Annotated in this window: 19 protein-coding genes; 12 read left to right on the top strand and 7 right to left on the bottom strand. The window is 31.1% G+C overall.

What is annotated here, in order from left to right; genetic code table 11:
- The first annotated feature begins 2 nt into the window (after nucleotides 1-2).
- The 5 genes from FBF20_RS06175 (at nucleotide 3) to FBF20_RS06155 (ending at nucleotide 3,703) form a co-directional block, all read left to right on the top strand.
- A complete protein-coding gene (locus tag FBF20_RS06175) occupies nucleotides 3-560 on the top strand; it encodes a TlpA disulfide reductase family protein (protein ID WP_002858112.1) in 558 nt (185 codons plus the stop codon).
- On the top strand, nucleotides 560-1,426 hold the full coding sequence (gene ftsY, locus FBF20_RS06170; protein ID WP_002858085.1) for a signal recognition particle-docking protein FtsY: 867 nt from the start codon (nucleotides 560-562) through the stop codon (nucleotides 1,424-1,426). The genes FBF20_RS06175 and ftsY overlap by 1 nt, the downstream gene beginning before the upstream one ends.
- Nucleotides 1,426-2,766 (top strand): DNA repair protein RadA, encoded by a 1,341-nt coding sequence (gene radA, locus FBF20_RS06165; protein WP_002858434.1) that lies wholly within the window; start codon nucleotides 1,426-1,428, stop codon nucleotides 2,764-2,766. The genes ftsY and radA overlap by 1 nt, the downstream gene beginning before the upstream one ends.
- A gap of 68 nt (nucleotides 2,767-2,834) precedes the next feature.
- The gene (locus FBF20_RS06160) at nucleotides 2,835-3,515 is read left to right on the top strand and encodes a F0F1 ATP synthase subunit A (RefSeq protein WP_002858390.1); all 681 of its coding nucleotides are present in this window, start codon (nucleotides 2,835-2,837) and stop codon (nucleotides 3,513-3,515) included.
- Entirely contained in the window at nucleotides 3,512-3,703 is a 192-nt protein-coding gene (locus FBF20_RS06155; protein WP_002852856.1) for a membrane protein, read from the top strand. The genes FBF20_RS06160 and FBF20_RS06155 overlap by 4 nt, the downstream gene beginning before the upstream one ends.
- A gap of 21 nt (nucleotides 3,704-3,724) precedes the next feature.
- On the opposite strand, the gene metF is transcribed toward FBF20_RS06155, so the two are convergent.
- The 5 genes from metF to luxS form a co-directional block, all read right to left on the bottom strand.
- Nucleotides 3,725-4,573, bottom strand: coding sequence for a methylenetetrahydrofolate reductase [NAD(P)H] (gene metF / locus FBF20_RS06150; protein ID WP_002889826.1), 849 nt, complete (start codon nucleotides 4,571-4,573; stop codon nucleotides 3,725-3,727).
- 9 nt (nucleotides 4,574-4,582) lie between these two features.
- Nucleotides 4,583-6,847, bottom strand: a complete 2,265-nt coding sequence (gene metE / locus FBF20_RS06145; protein WP_002903924.1) for a 5-methyltetrahydropteroyltriglutamate--homocysteine S-methyltransferase — start codon at nucleotides 6,845-6,847, stop codon at nucleotides 4,583-4,585.
- Between the two features lie 11 nt (nucleotides 6,848-6,858).
- The gene (locus FBF20_RS06140) at nucleotides 6,859-7,629 is read right to left on the bottom strand and encodes a MetQ/NlpA family ABC transporter substrate-binding protein (RefSeq protein WP_002857994.1); all 771 of its coding nucleotides are present in this window, start codon (nucleotides 7,627-7,629) and stop codon (nucleotides 6,859-6,861) included.
- 10 nt (nucleotides 7,630-7,639) lie between these two features.
- Nucleotides 7,640-8,632 (bottom strand): isopenicillin N synthase family oxygenase, encoded by a 993-nt coding sequence (locus FBF20_RS06135; protein WP_002858100.1) that lies wholly within the window; start codon nucleotides 8,630-8,632, stop codon nucleotides 7,640-7,642.
- A 311-nt stretch (nucleotides 8,633-8,943) separates the two neighbouring features.
- Nucleotides 8,944-9,438 carry an S-ribosylhomocysteine lyase gene (gene luxS / locus FBF20_RS06130; protein WP_002857890.1) on the bottom strand — a complete coding sequence of 165 codons (495 nt, stop codon included), beginning with the start codon at nucleotides 9,436-9,438 and terminating at the stop codon, nucleotides 8,944-8,946.
- 114 nt (nucleotides 9,439-9,552) lie between these two features.
- Here luxS and gatB point away from each other — a divergent pair, with 114 nt between their 5' ends.
- From gatB to FBF20_RS06115, 3 genes are read left to right on the top strand one after another with little or no spacing between them, the layout of a single operon-like run.
- Nucleotides 9,553-10,971 carry an Asp-tRNA(Asn)/Glu-tRNA(Gln) amidotransferase subunit GatB gene (gene gatB / locus FBF20_RS06125; RefSeq protein ID WP_002858123.1) on the top strand — a complete coding sequence of 473 codons (1,419 nt, stop codon included), beginning with the start codon at nucleotides 9,553-9,555 and terminating at the stop codon, nucleotides 10,969-10,971.
- On the top strand, nucleotides 10,968-11,864 hold the full coding sequence (locus tag FBF20_RS06120) for an NAD(P)H-dependent glycerol-3-phosphate dehydrogenase (protein WP_075888380.1): 897 nt from the start codon (nucleotides 10,968-10,970) through the stop codon (nucleotides 11,862-11,864). The genes gatB and FBF20_RS06120 overlap by 4 nt, the downstream gene beginning before the upstream one ends.
- Before the next feature lie 9 nt (nucleotides 11,865-11,873).
- Nucleotides 11,874-13,052 (top strand): metal-dependent hydrolase, encoded by a 1,179-nt coding sequence (locus FBF20_RS06115; protein WP_002858139.1) that lies wholly within the window; start codon nucleotides 11,874-11,876, stop codon nucleotides 13,050-13,052.
- 7 nt (nucleotides 13,053-13,059) lie between these two features.
- Here FBF20_RS06115 and FBF20_RS06110 read toward each other — a convergent pair whose 3' ends face one another.
- Complete coding sequence (locus FBF20_RS06110) at nucleotides 13,060-14,586, bottom strand: inorganic phosphate transporter (protein WP_002852729.1); 1,527 nt, start codon at nucleotides 14,584-14,586, stop codon at nucleotides 13,060-13,062.
- Between the two features lie 141 nt (nucleotides 14,587-14,727).
- Between FBF20_RS06110 and FBF20_RS06105 the strand changes: the two genes are divergently transcribed.
- Nucleotides 14,728-15,534, top strand: a complete 807-nt coding sequence (locus FBF20_RS06105; protein WP_002889830.1) for an inverse autotransporter beta-barrel domain-containing protein — start codon at nucleotides 14,728-14,730, stop codon at nucleotides 15,532-15,534.
- On the opposite strand, the gene FBF20_RS06100 is transcribed toward FBF20_RS06105, so the two are convergent.
- On the bottom strand, nucleotides 15,531-16,907 hold the full coding sequence (locus FBF20_RS06100; protein WP_002865645.1) for a cation:dicarboxylase symporter family transporter: 1,377 nt from the start codon (nucleotides 16,905-16,907) through the stop codon (nucleotides 15,531-15,533). The two genes, FBF20_RS06105 and FBF20_RS06100, sit on opposite strands and share 4 nt — an antisense overlap.
- 268 nt (nucleotides 16,908-17,175) lie before the next feature.
- Here FBF20_RS06100 and cetC point away from each other — a divergent pair, with 268 nt between their 5' ends.
- The 3 genes from cetC (at nucleotide 17,176) to cetB (ending at nucleotide 19,685) form a co-directional block, all read left to right on the top strand.
- Nucleotides 17,176-17,670, top strand: coding sequence for an energy taxis response protein CetC (cetC, locus tag FBF20_RS06095; protein WP_002859273.1), 495 nt, complete (start codon nucleotides 17,176-17,178; stop codon nucleotides 17,668-17,670).
- A gap of 120 nt (nucleotides 17,671-17,790) precedes the next feature.
- Nucleotides 17,791-19,170: a bipartate energy taxis response protein CetA gene (cetA, locus tag FBF20_RS06090; RefSeq protein ID WP_002790076.1), complete on the top strand. Its 1,380-nt coding sequence runs from the start codon at nucleotides 17,791-17,793 to the stop codon at nucleotides 19,168-19,170.
- A gap of 17 nt (nucleotides 19,171-19,187) precedes the next feature.
- Nucleotides 19,188-19,685, top strand: coding sequence for a bipartate energy taxis response protein CetB (gene cetB, locus FBF20_RS06085; RefSeq protein ID WP_002777340.1), 498 nt, complete (start codon nucleotides 19,188-19,190; stop codon nucleotides 19,683-19,685).
- Nucleotides 19,686-19,749: the final 64 nt, after the last annotated feature.

The following is a 19,749-nucleotide window of genomic DNA, read 5'->3' as shown; positions in this document are numbered from 1 at the left end:
TAATGAAGATTAAAAAAATACTTTTACTAGTGGCAATATCTTGTTTGTTTGTTGCTTGTAGCAATGATAAAGAAAAGCAGCAAAATGATGTAAATTTAAGCACCGAGGCAAGTATAAATCAAAGTGATGATATGAATTTTAAACTTAATTTGATTGATGGAGGATCAATTTCAGTTAAAAAAGAAAATGCCGTTTTAAATTTCAACGATGAAGATAAGGTAACTTTGTTTGTATTTTTTACCACTTGGTGTACCCCTTGCATTGCTGAAATCCCTCATCTTAATAAATTACAAGAAAAGTATAATAATGATTTTAATATAGTTGGGGTTTTATTAGAAGATAAATCTAACGATGAGATTCAAAAATTTATAGAACAGCATAAAATATCTTATAAAGTCGCTAATGGTGAAAATAACTATCTTTTAGCTAAAGCTTTAGGTGGGGTAAATGGAATTCCTACCATGTTTCTTTACAACAAGCATTCTAAATTGATTAATCAGTATTTAGGGCTTATTCCTGAAGAAATGCTAGAAATTGATATACAAAAGGCTATACTTTAATGTTTAATTTTTTTAAAAAAGGACTTGCAAAAACTCTTGAAAATATTGTTGGAGTTAAAGGAGAGAATAAAAAGATAACCAAAGATTTGCTTGAAGAAATTTTGCTTGAAGCAGATGTAAGTTATGAAATAGTTGAAGAGATAATTTATTATTTACCACCTCAAAATGAAGTAAAAAAAGAAGATTTAAAGCGTGTTATGGGTTCTTATTTTCTTTATGAAAAAAAAGAAACCAATCAAGAAAAACCTTTTGTAGAGCTTATTTTAGGAGTAAATGGAGCAGGAAAAACAACAAGTATTGCCAAGCTTGCTTATTTATACAAAAACCAAAATCAAAAAGTGATTTTAGGAGCGTGTGATACTTTTAGAGCAGGTGCGATTGAGCAATTAAAACTTTGGGCGCAAAAAGTGGATGTAGATATAGTTTTAACTGCACAAGGGCATGATCCTTCAGCGGTTGCTTTTGATACCATTTCTAAAGCAAAAGCAAAGGATTTTGATAGAGTTATTATCGATACAGCAGGGCGTTTGCAAAATCAAAAAAATTTAGCTCATGAGCTTGAAAAAATTGTAAGAATTTCAAACAAAGCTTTAGAAGGCGCACCCCATAGAAAAATTTTAGTTTTAGATGGAACACAGGGAAATGCTGGAATTTTACAAGCTAAAGCTTTTAATGAGCTTGTAAAACTTGATGGTGTGATTATCACAAAGCTTGATGGGACAGCTAAAGGGGGTGCACTTTTTAGTATAGCAAGAGAGCTTGAGCTTCCTATTTTTTATGTAGGCGTGGGTGAGCAAATGACGGATTTACAAGAATTTAATGCAAGTGCTTATTTAGATACTTTATTAGATCCTATTTTTGAATAATGGCAAAAAATAAAGCACTTTTTGAATGTCAAGCTTGTGGAAATCAACAAAGCAAATGGCTTGGAAAATGTCCTGATTGTGGAGCTTGGGATAGTTTTGTAGAATTAAAAGCTGAGCAAATTAAAGTTTTAAAAGAGCTTGCGCAAGTTAGCATGAAAACAAGTGAGGCTGTTTGTATTGAAGATGTGGAGTTAGAGCATTTTACAAGATACAGCACAGATGATAATGAGCTTGATTTGGTTTTAGGCGGAGGGCTTGTTGAAGGTTCTTTAGTGCTTATAGGCGGAAGTCCAGGTGTGGGAAAATCTACGCTTTTGTTAAAAATTGCTTCAAATTTAGCTAAACAGGGTAAAAAAGTGCTTTATGTCAGTGGCGAAGAAAGTAAAGCCCAGATTAAATTAAGAGCTGATCGTCTTGAGGCTAATACTCCGAATTTATTTTTACTTACTGAACTTTGCCTTGAAAATATTTTAGAAGAATTGCACAAAAAAGATTATAGCATTCTTATCGTTGATTCTATACAAACTCTATATTCAAATAAAATCACTTCAGCAGCAGGAAGCATCACTCAGGTGCGTGAGATTACTTTTGAGCTTATGCGTGTGAGTAAGGCTTATAATATCAGTACTTTTATCATAGGGCACATTACTAAAGAAGGTGCTATAGCAGGACCTAGAGTTCTTGAGCATATGGTAGATGTGGTGCTTTATTTTGAGGGAGATGCCACTAAAGAAATCAGACTTTTAAGAGGCTTTAAAAATCGTTTTGGTGGAACGAATGAAGTAGGTATTTTTGAGATGACTGCTAAGGGTTTGATCAGTGCAAAAGATTTGGCAAATCGTTTTTTTACTCGTGGAAAGGCTATTTCAGGAAGTGCTTTAGGTGTTGTAATGGAGGGATCTCGTGCTTTGGTTTTAGAAGTTCAAGCTTTGGTGTGTGAAAGTTCTTATCCAAAACGCAGCGCTACGGGCTATGAAAAAAATCGCTTAGATATGCTTTTGGCTTTGCTTGAAAGAAAGCTTGAAATTCCTTTGGGGCATTATGATGTATTTGTAAATATTAGTGGCGGAGTAAAAGTAAGCGAAACTGCGGCGGATTTGGCTGTGGTTGCAGCTATTATTTCAAGTTTTAAAAATCGCCCTTTGAGCAAAGATAGTATTTTTATAGGGGAGCTTAGTTTAAATGGAGAAATTAGAGAGGTTTTTAGCCTTGATACGCGTTTAAAAGAAGCTAAAATGCAAAAATTTAAAAATGCCATTGTTCCTTCTAAGCCTTTGGAAGATATAGGGCTTAAGTGTTTTGTTGCTAAAGAACTTTCGCAAGTTTTAGAATGGATGTAAATTTTCATTAAAATATAAGTAAGATTTTGCTAAAATTTCGAGTTTAGAATAAAATTTTTGAGGAAACCATGAAAGATTTATTTTTATTTAGCTCTTTGCTTGATGCAAGTCATACTTTTTCTTATTTTTTTCACATAGGTTTGGTAGCTTTAATTGCTGTTATAGTGGCTATGATGGCTACTCGTTCTATGCAACTTGTTCCACGCGGTATGCAAAATTTAGGTGAGGCTTTTTTAGAGGGAGTTTTATCTATGGGTAGAGATACCATGGGAAGTGAAAAAGGTGCAAGAAAATATCTTCCTTTGGTTGCAACTTTGGGAATTATAGTGTTTTTTAGTAATATTATAGGTATAATACCTGGTTTTCACGCTCCAACTGCAAGTTTAAATTTGACTTTGTCCTTGGCTATTATAGTTTTTGTATATTATCATTTTGAGGGTATTAGGGCACAAGGTTTTGTAAAGTATTTTGCTCATTTCATGGGACCTATTAAACTTTTAGCTCCTTTGATGTTTCCTATAGAGATAGTCTCTCATCTTTCTCGTGTGGTTTCTTTGTCCTTCCGTTTGTTTGGAAATATTAAAGGCGACGATTTATTTTTAATGGTAATTTTAGCTTTAGTTCCTTATATAGCTCCACTTCCTGCTTATGTACTTTTAACTTTTATGGCATTTTTACAAGCTTTTATTTTTATGATTTTAACTTATGTATATTTAGCGGGTGCAACTGTTGTTGAGGAAGGTCATTGATCTATATTTTAGAATTTTTCAAAGGTGCATCTTTAGCTTTAATGCTTTTTGGTGCACTTTTCTTCTTTTTTAAATATAATTCTTTTTTCTATCTTTGCTTGGGTATTATACCAGGTTTGCTTTTATCTTTAATTTTTGTTTTACTTATAGAAAACCATAAGCTAAAAAATGAAAATAAGTTAAGATAAAAGCAAAAAATAGTTTATTTTCTAAGCATGAAGCTCTTTTTTAAGCAAATGCTTTACAGCTTCATAAATTTTAATAGCCGCTTTGGATTTATTCATAGTATAAAGATGAATTCCATCTACACCACTTGTGATTAAATCGACAATTTGATCGCAAGCATACGCGATACCTGCATCTTCTAAAGCCAAAGTATTATTTTCATATTTTTCTAAAATTTTAACAAATTTAGGAGGGATTTTAGCTCTGCAAAGTTGAGAAATTTTTAAAACCTGTCTTTTGTTAGTAATAGGCATAATACCTGCGTAAATAGGTATGTCAATATCTGCTAAAGCACAATTTTGTTTAAAAGTATAAAAATCTTCATTATCGTAAAAAAGTTGAGTAATGAGCTTATCTGTTCCTGCATTTACCTTAGTTTTAAGATGGTGTATATCCTCGATGAAATTTTTAGATTCATTATGTTTTTCGGGATAGCATGCGGCATAAATTTCAAAGTATTCTTGTTTTTTTATAAAAGAAATTAAATCACTAGCATAAGAAAAATCTTTGCTTTTTTTTAAATTTTCACATATATCGCCTCTTAGGGCAAGAATTTGATTAAGATTTTTTTCTTTGCATTTTTGAAGTATCTGAGTGATTTTTTCTTTACTAGAATGGATGCAAGGTAAATGTACTATGCTAGGAATTTGATATTCTTCCTGGATTAAGCTTGCAACTTCTAAAGTATTTTGTGAGTTAATAGAGCCTCCAGCTCCAAAGGTTACGCTGATAAAATTAGGGCTTAATTGCCCTAAATCATCTAAGATAGCATGAAGATTTTTGATATTTTCATCCTTTCTTGGTGGAAAAACTTCAAAAGAAAAACTACACATGAAAACTCCTTATAATTGTTCTCGTATTTTTTGCGTAGCCGTAACTAAATTTTTAAGAGAGGCTATAACTTCTTCATAGGCTCTTGTTTTAAGTCCGCAGTCTGGATTGATCCAAATTTGCTCCTTAGGTAATTTGTTTAAAATTTTTTCTATAGTTAAACTTAATTCTTCTACGCTTGGAACTCTAGGGCTATGTATATCATAAACTCCTGGTCCCACCTCAGTTTTAAAACGAATAGCTTTTAGGGTATCTAAAAGACTTAAGTTTGATCTTGAAGCTTCAAAAGAAATCACATCAGCATCCATAGCGTCAATTTCTTTTAAGATATCACTAAATTCACTATAACACATATGAGTGTGAATTTGAGTTTTAGCTTTTACCCCGCTATGCACAAGATTAAAAGCAGGAATAGCCCAATCTAAATACTCACTATGCCAATCACTTTTTCTTAAAGGCAGTTTTTCACGCAAAGCCGCTTCATCAATTTGTATGATTTTTATACCTGCATTTTCAAGATCTAACACTTCATCTCTTATAGCTAAGGCAATTTGCTCAGTGCTTTCTTTTAGACTGATGTCTTCTCTTGGAAAGGACCAATTAAGTATGGTTACAGGTCCAGTTAGCATACCTTTTACGATTTTTTGACTTAAACTTTGTGCAAATTTAGACCAAGCTAAGGTGATAGGCTTTGTGCGTGATACATCACCCCAAATCACAGGAGGTTTAACGCACCTTGTGCCATAGCTTTGCACCCAACCATTTTGAGTAAATAAAAAGCCCTTTAGATTCTCTCCAAAATACTCCACCATATCATTTCTTTCAAATTCTCCATGCACTAAAACATCAAGTCCTATTTCTTCTTGAATTTGTAAGCATTCTTTGATTTTTTGTTGGTTAAATTCAGTGTAGTTTTGAGCTGAAATTTTTTCTTGCTTAAAGGCAAGGCGATTAGATCTTACATCGGCACTTTGAGGAAAGGAACCTATGGTTGTGGTTGGTAAAAGAGGGAGTTTTAAAAATTCTTTTTGGATTAAGGCGCGTTCTTTAAAACTAGGCGTTCTGGTAAAATCTTCTTTTTTTAAGGCCTTAAGCCTTGCTTTGACTTTTTCATCTAAACGCTCTGGGATATTTTTAAAAAGCTCTTGATTGGCTCTAAAGAGCGGATTTTCTTCGCTAGAATTTAGAATTTCTTTTAAATCTTTAAGTTCTTGAAGTTTTTCTTTAGCAAAGGCAAAAAGTTTAAGATAGCTTGAATCTAATTTGCTTTCAAATTCAGTGCTATAAGGCACATGTAAAAGTGAGCAAGAAGTGTTTAAGATGATATTTTGTGTATATTTTTGAAGCTCTTTAATAAGCTTTAGGCTTTTAGCATAATCATTAGCATAGATATTTTTGCCGTTAATAAGACCTGCAAAAAGGATTTTATCTTTAGCAAAACCGTATTGTTGGACTAAGGCTAAGCTTTGTTTTCCCTCGATAAAATCAAGCCCCAAAGCATCAAATTTGCTTTCTAAAAGTTTAGGATAAATATCTCTTAAGTCTCCAAAATAGCTTTGAAGTAAAATTTTAAGATCTTTTTTGTGATTTAAAAGTTCTTGGTAAAATTCTTCGAACAAAGCGATATCTTCCTTGCTTAAATCATAAACCAAATAAGGCTCATCAAGTTCAAGCCATGTTACTTTAAGTTCATTTAGTTTATCAAAAAGCTCTATGTAAGCGTTTAAAAGCTTTTCTTTGGCGAGTTTTTGAGTTTTTTCATCTTTAAAGGCAATGAGTTTAAAAAGTGTGAAAATGCCTATTAAAACAGGCTTGCTTTCTATACCAAGCTCTTTAGCTTCGAGATATTCTTTAAAAATTTTATCCCCTGTTAAAGCTACAATATCAGCATTATCGCACTCAGGCACCAAATAATGATAATTTGTATTGAACCATTTTTTCATTGCTAAGGCTGTAACATCTCCATTTTCTCCTTGATAACCTCGACTTTGAGCAAAGTATTCATCTAAAGCATCTAAATTTAAATTTTTATACTTTGTATGAACAATGTTAAAAAGCACAGCTGCATCTAAGACATTATCATAAAGTGAAAAATCATTACTAGGGATAAAATCAATGCCAGCTTTTTGAATTTCTTGCCAGTGTCTAATCCTTAAATCCTTAGCACTCTTTAAAAGCTCCTCTTTAGAACTTTGGTTTTTAAAGTATTTTTCAATAGCAAATTTTAATTCTCTATTTGCACCTATTCTTGGGTAAGAAATGATTGAATTTTTCATATTTGTTCTCCTTAAAATGTAGGGATTAAAGCACCCTGATATTTTTCTTCTATAAATTTTTTAACTTCATTGCTTTGCAAGGCCTTTACTAGGGCTTTGATTTTAGGAAGGTTTTCATTACCTTCTTTAACGGCGATGATATTGCCATATTCACTATATTTACTTTCTGTATAAAGCCCATCTTTTACAGGGTTTAAACCTGCTAAAATAGCAAAATTGCTATTAATAAGAGAATAATCTACATCATCTAAACTCCTTGTAAGTTGAGCGTCTTTTAACTCTACAAATTTAAGCTTCTTAGGATTTTTAGTGATATCTAAAGGAGTGATGAGCTCATTATCCTTAACTTCTATAAGTCCTTTGCTTGCTACAATGCGTAAAGCACGGCTTTCATTTGTAGGATTATTGGGTATAGAAATGCTTTGTCCTTCCTTGGGGTGAAATTCTTTGTGTTTTTTAGAATACACTGCCATAGGTTCTATATGGATACTGGCAACTTTTACAAGATGGGTGCCTTGTCTTTGATTGAATTCTTTTAAATAAGGCTCATGCTGAAAATAATTAGCATCTAACTCACCATTTTCAACCATTACATTAGGGATTACTCCATCATTGAATTCATAAATTTTTAAATCATAACCTTGTTTTTGAAGTGCTGATTTTATAAATCTTAAAATATCTGCATGAGGTGTTATAGAAGAGCCAACTTTAAGTTCTTCATTTGCCCATGCAAAACCGGTAAAAAGAGTAGCGACGCAAAAAGCTTTAGTAAATAAAGTCATTTTTTCTCCTTTACGCAAAACTAAATTTTTCTATCAAGTCACTATGATAAATACTTGCCACATCAGGATGAGAGCGTATCATTCTTTTAAAATAATTACTTGCAACATTTCTTAAAAGTGGATTTTTAGGATCAGTATCCACACCTTTACTTTCTTTAGCAAGCTCTGGATTTAACTTAAAAATAGGTATATCCTTATCAAGCTGCACTCCAAGAAAATAAGCTATGCTAAAGCGTTCTTTTGGGCTTAAATTCACGCGGTGAATAGTAGCTTTTAAATAGCCATTGGTAGCTAGTTCTAAAAATTCTCCTATATTAACTACAACGCTATTTTCAAGTGGGGGTATACTAAGCCATTTACCATCTATAAAAGCTTCAAATCCGCTTTGTTTTTCTTGAAAAACAAAAGTGATAAGCCCACCATCTTTATGTGAACCTACGCCTTGAGTGATATTTTTTGAGCTTTTTGGATAATGTATGATTTTACAATGTTCGTAAGAATTTTCTCCATAAAGTTTATCAAAAGCATTGTTAGGTAGATCAAGAGCTTGAGCGAAGGCTTTTAAAAGCTTTAAACAAGCTTTTTTGGTTTGTTTGTGCCAAGTTAAGAAAGTTTTTTTAAGTTCTGGAATTTCACTAGGCCAAAGATTAGGACCTTCTAGTCTTTGCCATAAGGGTGAGTTTAAATTCCAGTTTAAAGCATCTCTTTCTGTGCCTATATCCAGTTGTTCTCTATAATCCTTAGATCCTGCTGTGTATTCAAAACCTTCGCTAGTATAACCTCTAAATTGAGGAGAATGTACCATAGAAATAAGCTCTTTCGAACTTCTAGAAAGATTAAAAAATTCTTTGCCAAGTTTGAATAATTTCTCGTTTAAATTTTTATCTATACTGGTATTGATAAGATAAAAAAAACCTATTTTAGAAGCAATTTCTCTTAAATTTTTAAGAAAAGTGCTTTTATCTTTTTCATAAGCTTGTAAATCAAGTATAGGTAAGTTCATTTTTGCTCCTTAAATTAAAATTAAGGATAAGAAGATATTTTGAATTAAAATTTTATTAGAGAAATTTTTGTAAGTTAAGATTTTAAATGAGTATTTTGAAAAAATAAACTTTTTTGACTTTCTTACACATTATATCTCCTTATCCACTTTTTGGACCTTTGGAAACATAATGTTAAGCCAAAGGACGCACTAGATACTACACATCTCGCACATCAGTTTCATTTTTTCTCCTTTTAAAATAATAAAATTTCAAAATCATATATAAAAATATATTAATTAAAGCTTAATCATTTAAAAAATAAAGATTCTTTTTAAGCATTCTCGAGTTTTAATTCTTTGTTATTTATTATGCTAATACCTAGATTTAAAACTTTTTGGGCAATTTGTTTGGCTTCATCTAAAGAATGCATTGCGCAAGTTCCGCATTGGTAGATATTAAGTTCAGGAATTTTGCTTTGATCGCTTACGCTTAAAACATCTTTCATGGCTGCTTCCCAAGCTTTTGCAATACTTTTCTCATCAGGTGTTCCAATTAAACTCATATAAAAACCCGTGCGACAACCCATAGGTGAAATATCAATAATTTCAACTGAATTTGAATTAAGATGATCTCTCATAAATCCTGCGAATAAATGTTCTAAGGTATGAGTACCTTTTTCGCTCATAATGTCTTTATTTGGTATGCAAAAACGCAAATCAAATACGCTAATATCATCACCCTTAGGTGTTTTCATAACTTTAGCTAAACGCACAGCAGGAGCTGGCATTTTAGTATGGTCAACTTTAAAGCTGTCTAATAATGGCATTTTAACTCCTTAAATATAAATTGTCTAAGAATTATAGCATTTAAAGTTAATATTTAAAGCCTTTCTAAAAGAAAAAAAGATAAAATAAAACATTTAAAAATTCAAGGAAATTTTATGTTTGAAGTAGTTATAGGTCTTGAAGTTCATGCTCAGTTAAATACAAAAACAAAAATCTTTTGCTCATGTGCAACTTCTTTTGGAGAAGCTCCAAATACCAATGTTTGTCCCACTTGTTTGGCCTTACCAGGAGCTTTGCCTGTTTTAAATGAAGAGGCTGTAAAAAAAGCTATAGCTTTTGGAAAAGCTGTCAATGCAACAATTAATAAAAAAAGTGTTTTTAATCGTAAGAATTATTTTTATCCAGATTTACCTAAGGCTTATCAAATTTCACAATTTGATATCCCTATAGTAGAAAAGGGTGAGCTTTTTATCAATGTAAAGGGTGAAAATAAACGCATAGGTATTACAAGAGCGCACTTGGAAGAAGATGCAGGTAAAAATATCCATGAAAGTAATTTTTCTAAAGTAGATTTAAATCGTGCAGGAACTCCTTTGCTTGAGATTGTCAGTGAGCCTGAGCTTAGAAGTAGCGATGAGGCAGTAGCTTATCTTAAAAAACTTCATTCTATTATACGCTTTTTAGACATTTCAGATGCAAATATGCAAGAAGGAAGTTTTAGATGCGATGCAAATGTTAGTATAAGACCTAAGGGCGATACAAAACTTTATACTAGAGTAGAGATTAAAAATCTTAATTCTTTTCGTTTTATCCAAAAAGCTATAGAATATGAGGTAAAAAGACAAAGTGAGGCTTGGGAAGATGGAACTTACGAACAAGAAGTAGTTCAAGAAACTAGACTTTTTGATACGACAAATTTAGTTACAAGAAGTATGCGTGGCAAAGAAGAAGCGGCAGAATATCGCTATTTTCCTGATCCTGATTTATTGCCTGTTTTATTAAAAGATGAGTTTTTGGATATTAAAATCCCTGAGCTTCCTGATGAGAAGAAAGTACGCTTTATAGACAAGCTTGGTATAAAAGAAAGTGATGCAGAGGTTTTAATCAGTTCTTTAGAAATGAGTCGTTTTTTTGAAAGTCTTATTTCTCAAAATTTAAATCCTAAACTTTGCGTAAATTGGTTAAATACTGAACTTATGGGACTTTTAAAAGGAGAATTGACTATAGAAAATTCTCCTGTAGATGCTCAAAAGCTTGGAGTTTTAATTAAACGCATAGAAGATGGCACTATCAGTGCAAAAGCGGCTAAAGATGTCTTAGCTTTTGTATTTGAAAATACTAGCGTGGAAATTGATGAAGCTATAGAAAAGCTAGGACTTAAGCAAGTAAGTGATGATTCAGCCATAGAAGCGGTGATTGAACAAATTTTAAATGCAAATGCCGATAAGGTTGCAGAGTATAAAAGTGGTAAAGACAAGCTTTTTGGATTTTTTGTGGGTCAAACAATGAAAGAAGGCAAAGGAGCTTTTAATCCTGCAAAAGTAAATGAAATTTTAAAAACAAAGCTTGGTTGATGCGTATAGCGGTTATTGGTGCGGGAAAATGGGGCAGTGCTTTACATCTAGCCTTAAAAGAAAATCACAATTGTTTTATCAGTTCTTTGCATCAGCGTGATTTAGAAGATTTTGTTAGCATAAAAGAAGCTTTAGAATGTGAATATCTTGTTTTTGCTTTAAGTTCTCAAGGGATGCGTGCTTGGCTTAAAGAAAATTTCATCAACAAGGGACAAAAAATTTTAATTGCTTCAAAAGGCATAGAAGATCAAAGTTGTCAATTTTTAGATGAAATTTTTTTAGATTTTGTACCAAAAGAAAATTTTTGTGTTTTAAGCGGTCCTTCTTTTGCTGCTGAAGTAATGCAAAAACTTCCTACTGCTTTGATGATTAGCGGGATAAATCAAGAGCTTTGTAAAAAATTTGCAAGTTTTTTCCCTGATTTTATTAAAACTTATATTGATAATGATGTTCGTGGTGCTGAAATTTGTGGTGCTTATAAGAATGTTTTAGCAATTGCAAGTGGGATTAGTGATGGGTTAAAACTTGGCAATAATGCAAGAGCGGCACTGATTTCAAGAGGGCTTATAGAAATGCATCGTTTTGGTAAATTTTTTGGTGCTAAAGAAGAAACTTTTTTAGGGTTAAGTGGGGCAGGGGATTTGTTTTTAACTGCAACGAGTGTTTTATCAAGAAATTATAGAGTAGGTTTAAAACTGGCGCAAAATCAAAAATTAGATAGTATTTTAGTCGAACTTAATGAAGTAGCAGAAGGTGTAAAAACTGCTTATGCTATAGAAAAACTAGCAAAAATGAAAGGAATTTATACACCTATTGTAAATGAAGTAGTGGCAATTTTTAAGGGTAAAAGCGTGCAAGAAGCAACGCAGAGTTTATTAAAGCAAAATGATTAAGGAAAAATCATGATAATTAAAAATGCAAAAATTTATGGAGATTCTTTACAAGATATAGAGATTAAAGAAGGAAAAATTACCAATATTGGTTCTAATTTACAAGGCGAAGAAATTTTAGATGCTAAAGGTATGACTTTACTTCCATCTTTTGTGGATTTGTGTGTGAGTTTAAAAAACGATAAATTTTCTTTAGCTAATTTAGAGCTTTTAGAAAATGAGTGTCTAAAAGGAGGAATTTCTAGTATAGTTTTGCGTGATTGCATGGATTTTGATGAAGAAAGTTTTGCTTTATTTTTACAAAATTTAGCTCAAAGAAAGATGCAAATTTTTTCAAGTGTGCGGGTTAAGGATGCAAACGGCAAGCTTAAAAATTTAGCCACTCTTTTAAATAAAGGTGCTTGTGCTCTAGAACTTGACAGCTCTTTAGATGCAAATACTTTAAAAGTAAGTTCACAATATGCTTTTATGAAAGACTCTCCAATTTTTGTGCGTTGTTATGATAAGGATTTTGATGATAATGGAGTGATGAATGATTGTGAAATGAGTTTTGAGCTAGGGCTTATAGGCATGAGTAAAATCGCTGAAACTAGCCAGATAGCTAAAATGAAAGAATTGGCTAAATTTTATAAAAATAAAGTTATTTTTGATCTTTTAAGTTTGAAAGATTCTTTAGTATTATTAGATGAAAAGGATTTAAAACTTGTAAGCATTCATCATCTTATCAAAGATGATAGTGCTTGTGAAGATTTTAATACGGCTGCGAAACTTATGCCACCTTTAAGAAGCAAAGAAGATGTTTTGGCTTTAAGAGAGGCTTTAAAAGAAGGAAAGATTAGCTTTTTAACTTCCCTGCATAGTGCAAAATCAATTTCTTTAAAAGATTTAGCTTTTGATGAAGCGGCTTTTGGAATTCATAGCGTATGCGAATTTATAAGTCTTTGTTATACTTTTTTAATCAAAGAAGGATTTTTAAATTGGCAAGAGCTTTGTCGATTTACAAGTAAAAATCCTAGTGAATTTTTAGGTTTAAATAGTGGAGTTATAGAAGTTGGCAAAGAAGCTAATCTAGTTCTTTTTGATGAGAATGAAGAAATTTTTGCTCCAAAAAGTTCTCTTTATTCTGAGGATAAACTTTTTGGAAAGATTAAAATGCATATAATTAAAGGAAAAAATATTTTAGAAAAATAAGCTTTACTTAAATTCCTAAAGATAGTTTAAATCCTAAAAATACAAGTGCTGCCATAATACCAGCGGCTGGTAAAGTGATAATCCAAGCCAATCCTATAGGCTTCATCATAATCCAATTTGCGTTTTTATTATACACTCCTATACCCAATATAGCACCTATGAGTATATGGGTGGAGCTAACAGGAATTCCAAATTGTGTAGCTAAGAGTATAACTATGCTTGCACCAAGTTCTGCAGAAAATCCAGTAGTAGGGCGTATGGTTGCAAGTTTTGAACCCACTGTAGTAATCACTTCTTTACCTAAAAACCAAAGCCCTACAACTAGAGCAACTCCAAACATAGCTAAAGCTGCAAAAGGTACAGGAGAAGTCGCGTTAATTGTACCGTTTTTTAAGACATCTAAAATCGCTGCAAAAGGACCTATAGCATTGGCTATATCATTGGCTCCGTGTGAAAATGCAAAACTAGAGGCTGTAAATATTTGAAACCATGAGAAAATTCTATCAGTAGTTTTATTAAGTTCTGTTTTTTTAACGATTTTGACTATAGCAAATGTTACAACATAACTTATAGTTCCTATAATTCCGATAATCCAAAAGTTTTGTAAAATATCCAAAGTGCTAACATTATTTAAACCTTTAAATAAAAACATTGCCGAAATGATAGCAGCAGCAATACAAGCAATGATTGGCATATGAGTTTTTAAAATAGAGTAAATATCTATATCTTTTTCTTGATCCTTAAATTCCTTCATTTTATTTCTATAGAAATTATTTTCTTGTTCTTCTTCATCCAAAGCTATAGCGGAAAGTTCTTTGATTTGTTCTTCTTGGGATTTTGTTTTTAAATTTAAAAAATATTCTTCTTTGAATTTTTTTCTTTCTTTTTTGATATTTTTCAAATCATCATTTAGTTTTTCTGATGGTTTTAAAATTTTCTTATCAATATATGAATAAATAATATAAGCTACAATACCCCCTAAAAGAGGCGAAGCTACCCAAGAAATAGCTATTCTTAAAATTTCACTCCATTTAACCATAGAGAGTGTTTGGATTCCATCAAATTTTAAAAGCCCCATCATAATGCTAGCACCTACAATCCCACCAACTATACTGTGTGTGGTTGATACAGGTAAGCCTTTCTTGGTTGCAATAAAAATCCAAACCCCAGAGCTTAAAAGTGCAGCAAGCATAATGATAACAAAAAGCATAGGATCTAAAGAATTTGGAAAAATAACAATACCGCTGCGTATGGTCTTAGTAACTTCTGCGCCTGCGAAGATTGCCCCGCTTAGCTCAAAAACAGCTGCTATAATTAAAGCTTGTTTAATGGTTACTGTTTTTGCACCAACGCTTGTTCCAAAAGAATTGGCTACATCATTTCCACCTATATTAAATGCCATAAAAATGCCAAATATAGAAGCAAGAATAAAAAGAATCAATTGATGTTGCGAAATATAACCAAATCCCCAAATAACAAATGCGATAGTACTGATAATAAAAATAACAAAAGCTATGAGGTTGTCTTTTTGCATTAATAACCCTTTTTTATTTTAATTATACACTTATTTACTTTAAATTTGCTAATTTTATTTTTTAGTCTTTGTGGAATTTTTATTTATATTATTTTTTTATAATAAATACTCAAACAAGAAATAATAAGGAATATAAGAATAATGAGGGGTATTTTTTATATAATAGCATTGTTTTCTTTACTCAATGCCGATGAACTTACAGAGGCTTTAGTAAAAAATAATAATCAAAATTCTTGGGAGCACTTTGATTATAAAAATACCAAAGAAGCTCCAAAAATTCAAGAAGAGAATGTGGATTTTAAAAGCACTTTTGATAGCTTGCTTTCAAAAACTTTAGAAAATAATAATGGTATAGATAAAACAGATGGGAATTTGGATTTTCAAAACGAAAACGCGCAGGTTAAAAATTTAAGTTCTCTTTATGAGGGGGAGAATAATTCTTTGCTTTTTCAAAAAGAACTTTTTGTGGCTCAAAATAATTATAATTACTCAGGGGGTTTAATCAATCGTTATGAAAAAGATGATTTTTTATTTGGAGTTAATGGTTTTATTGATAAACAAAAGGAACAAAAAGATACTAAAAGCTTTGGTACAGAGTTTGGTTATAGTAAATTTATAAAGGCTTATAGTAATTATTATATACCCAATGAAGCAGAAAAAAATTTACAGCTTGGAATGAGTTTTGTAATTCCAACTTATACCGCTTTTGCTTTTGATATAAGTAAGGATAATGATAAAACTAATTATCAAGTATCTTACTCTCCTTATAGTGTATTTAGTTTAAATTTATTGCGTCGTGATTATAGTGCAAGAGAGACTGTTGATGATACTGTTGTTCAAGTTGGATTTAGTTTTAATTTCAATGAAAGTTTTTTAAAGCAATTTAGAAAAAAAGATAATACTTTAGAGGAGGTTAATCGATATGATTTCCTCCAAAGAACTCATTAGTTCATTCCAGCATTATGGAATTTTTCTGGATTATCCATAGCATAGCGGAATTTTTCCCAATCAATTTGTTTATCCCAGATGGCAACGATTAAGGCTGCTACTGAATTTCCACAAAGATTTCCAACCGCCCTCATTTCAGACATAAATTTGTCAACACCTAAAAGAATACCTATAGCAGTTACTGGTAGAACTTGTGCTAAGGTTGCATTTGCTTCTGAAATTTCCATATTTCCTAGAGCCGCAAGCGTACTTCCAAGCACTATAAAACCTGATCCAGTTACACCTACTGCACCTTTTGAGGCTATCATTAATACTATTAAAATACTGATTTCGTGTGCTAAACTTAAATTTACATTGAAAGCTTGTGCTAGAAAGATTAAGCTCATAGCTAGATAAATATTTGTACAATCAAGATTAAAACTATATCCCGTTGGTAAAACAAGTCCGACTGTTGCTTTAGAAAGTCCTGCTTTTTCTAGTTTTCTCATTAAAGGAGCAAGTGCAGACTCGCTTGAACTGGTTGCAAAAACGATCAATACTTCTCTTGAGATAAATCTCATAAATTTGAAGATATTTACTTTTGCAAAATAACAAATCAGACCTAAGATTCCAAATATAAAAACAAGACATGAAATCAGCATTACTAAAAGTAAATATGCTAAGTTGATCAAAGAGCCAATTCCGTATTGAGCTATGAGTACAGCCATTGCTGAAAAGGCGGCAATAGGACTAAAATACATAATGATTTGTAGAATTTTAAAAACAAAATTTTGTACCACTTCAAAAACTCTTTGAATTGCCTGTTTTTCTTCTATTCTCATTAAAGAAATAATCAAAGCAGTAATTATAGCAATAACTAAAACTTGTATGGTTTTTCCTTCTGTAAAAGGTGTGATAATATCAGTAGGCATAGCATCTTTTAAAATATGCATAATCTCAGAGCTCGCACTTACTTCTGTGGTTTGAGAAATGTATTTTTGAACGCTTTTTGTATCAAGTTGACTTGGATCAAGATTCATTCCATGGCCTGGTTGCATAACATTTGCCATAAAAATACCTATAGCAAGTGCTAAAGTACTTACAACTTCAAAGTAAATAACCGCTTTAGCACCAATGCTACCTACTTTTTTTAAACTTTCAAGACTAATGATGCCCAAAACCAAAGTAACAAAAATAATAGGGCCTATAAGAACCTTTAAAGCACCTATAAAATAATCAACTCCTGGTTTGCTAGCAATGGCTAATTCTTTATCTGTATAGCCAAGTACAATACCTGTAATAATGCCTATAATCACCCAAAATCCAAGACTTTTGATAATACGTTTATATAAAGGCGGTTTTCTTTCAGCTAAAGTTTGACTTAAAGTTTCCAAGTTTATTCACTCCTTTTGATCTTTGTAAAATATAATTTTAACAATGTGTATCGTAAATTTTAACAAAAAAACAAATCTAGAAATACTTTCTTTTATATGATATGATAATTTTTTATATAAACGTTACAAAATTTCTCATTATTTGCATTATAAAATTTAAAATATTTTTGAAAATTTTATAATTTTGTAATTCAGTTTGCTTTTTGTTATTTATTATTGGTAATAATTCTATTTTTGATTTATTTGTTTTATTGGGATGTTTTAAATTATGAAAGAAATAGTTTTGTCTGAAAATGCTTTAATTACTTCTAAAACAGATCTTAAGGGGAATATCATTTATGCCAATAATGACTTTTTAAAATACGCAGGTTATAAAGTCGATGAGCTTTTATATAAATCTCATAATATAGTAAGACATGAAGATATGCCACGCACTGTATTTAAATGTCTTTGGGATTATATTCAAAAAGGAGATGAAATTTTTGCATTTGTGAAAAATAAATCCAAAGATGGTAATTTTTACTGGGTTTTTGCAAATGTAAGTGCTTCATTTGATGCTAATGGAGATATCGTCAATTATTATTCTGTTCGTCGTGCACCCAATAGAAAATCTCTTTCTATAATTGAAGAAGTTTATAAAATTTTACTTGAAAAAGAGCAAAAATCAGGCATTAATGCTGGAGTTTCAGCTTTAATGGATATTGTAAGTTCTTATAAAATGACTTATAATGAACTTATTTTTAACTTACAAGAAAATAATTAAATAAGATATATTTAATCTTTTTTATTGTATAATTTTCACCTAGAAATTAAAGTAATATATTATTAAAGTATTGTTTTGATTTATGACTTCAAAAAATTTTCAATAAAAAGGGGTAAATTTATGGTGAAAAATGGATTATTATTAACTATTTTTCTAAGTGTTATCGGTGTTTTAGGTGTCATTTTTATTCATATTTTTGTTGGAGCGATAATTTTTGTTTTAATCGCTGTTTTAATGATTTATTTGCTTAGACAACACAAAGATGAGCAAATAATGATAGATAAACTTTTGGTTCTTTGTAGAGAGTTAAAGGAGGGTAATTTCGACAATAGAATCATCTATGTAAAAACAAAAAGCAAAAAATTAGCCGAAATAGCAGATAATCTTAACAATACTATTGATGGGCTAGAAGCTTACTTAAGGGAAATTAATACTTCTATTTCATGTTCTCAAAAAGGTGAATTTTATCGTAAGGCTTTGCCTGAAGGTTTAAAAGGAATTTTTGCTCATAATATCGAATTTATAAATAAAGCTTTAGCAAACATAGAAGTGACAGCAAGATCTACTTTTAAAAATGCTTTATCAAGAACTTTAATGGATTTAAGCCTTGGAAATCAAAATAAAGATATGTCTCAAATTTCTAGCTCATTAAATCAAGATATTAGCATGATGAAAAATGTATATGATACAGTGGATGCCATTTCTCATACAGCTACAGAAAATGGCTCAGAGGTGGATTCTTTGCAAAGTGCTATGGGTTCTTTAATGGATGTTGTAAATTCGAGCAAGGAAACAGTGCAAACTTTTGTGGCTAATTCCCAAAATATTACTTCAGTGGTTGAAGTAATACGCGATATAGCCGATCAAACCAATCTTCTAGCTTTAAATGCTGCTATTGAAGCTGCGCGTGCAGGAGAGCATGGTAGGGGCTTTGCGGTTGTGGCTGATGAAGTTAGAAAGTTAGCAGAAAGAACTCAAAGATCTACAAGCGAAATTTCTATTGCAATTCAGACTATGCAACAAGATTTTGTAAATATCCAAAGTGGCAGTGAGCAAGTTTTTAACATTGTTAGTGAATCTGAAGAAAGAATTAATAAATTTTCTCAAGCTTTTAAACGTCTAGAAGAAAATAGTAGTGCTCTTGGTGTTAATTTTGGATCCTTTGCAAAGAGATTGATTTTGTCTGTGGTTAAAATCGATCATATTCTTTATAAATCAAATATATATTTAAATTTAAATGGGGCTCAAAATTTCAATCTTGAAAGTGTAGATCCAATTTCTAATCTTTGTCAAGATGAGAGAGCTCAAGGTGTTATTAATGAGCTTAGTTCTGAAACTGAGTTAAATTTAGCTAAAGAATTTATAAAAGATAACGCTAAAAAAGCAATAGAAGAATCAAGTCAAGATTATATCGATCAAAAAGCTTATGATGCGATTGTAAATGATATTAAATCACTAGAGCAAAGAAGTGCTGAAATCTTAGCAAAATTAAAAATATAAATTAAGAGGGTGGGAAAATGTCAAGAGAAATTTTTTTACAAGAAGATAGTTTAATTACTTCTAAAACAGATTTAAAAGGTAAAATAGTTTATGCAAATGATGATTTTTTAAAGTATGCAGGTTATACCATGGGTGAAGTTTTAAATAAACCTCATAACATAGTAAGACATGAAGAGATGCCAAAAACTGTTTTTAAATATTTATGGGATTATATGAAAGAAGGCAAAGAAATTTTTGCTTACGTAAAAAATAAAACCAAAGATAACAATTACTATTGGGTTTTTGCAAATGTAACCCCATCAATAGATGTTAATAATAATATCATAGGCTATTATTCCGTTCGTCGTATGCCAAATAAAAGCGCTATTTCTACAATAGAAAGTCTTTATAGCGATCTTTTAAGAGCAGAACAGCAACAAGGCTTAAATAAGGGTGTTGAGATGCTTAAAAATTTCTGCAAAGATGCAGATAAAACTTATAATGAGCTAATCTTTTCTCTTCAAGAAGCTAAATAAATTTTTGTTAGACTTAAAACGAGTTTGTTTTAAGTCTAAATATTATATAATCTTTCTTTTAAAA

Source organism: Campylobacter sp. CFSAN093259 (assembly GCF_012889985.1).
Classification (GTDB): domain Bacteria; phylum Campylobacterota; class Campylobacteria; order Campylobacterales; family Campylobacteraceae; genus Campylobacter_D; species Campylobacter_D jejuni.
The sequence above is the reverse complement of the archived record's forward strand: the minus strand, read 5'-3'. Positions and strand labels throughout refer to the sequence as shown.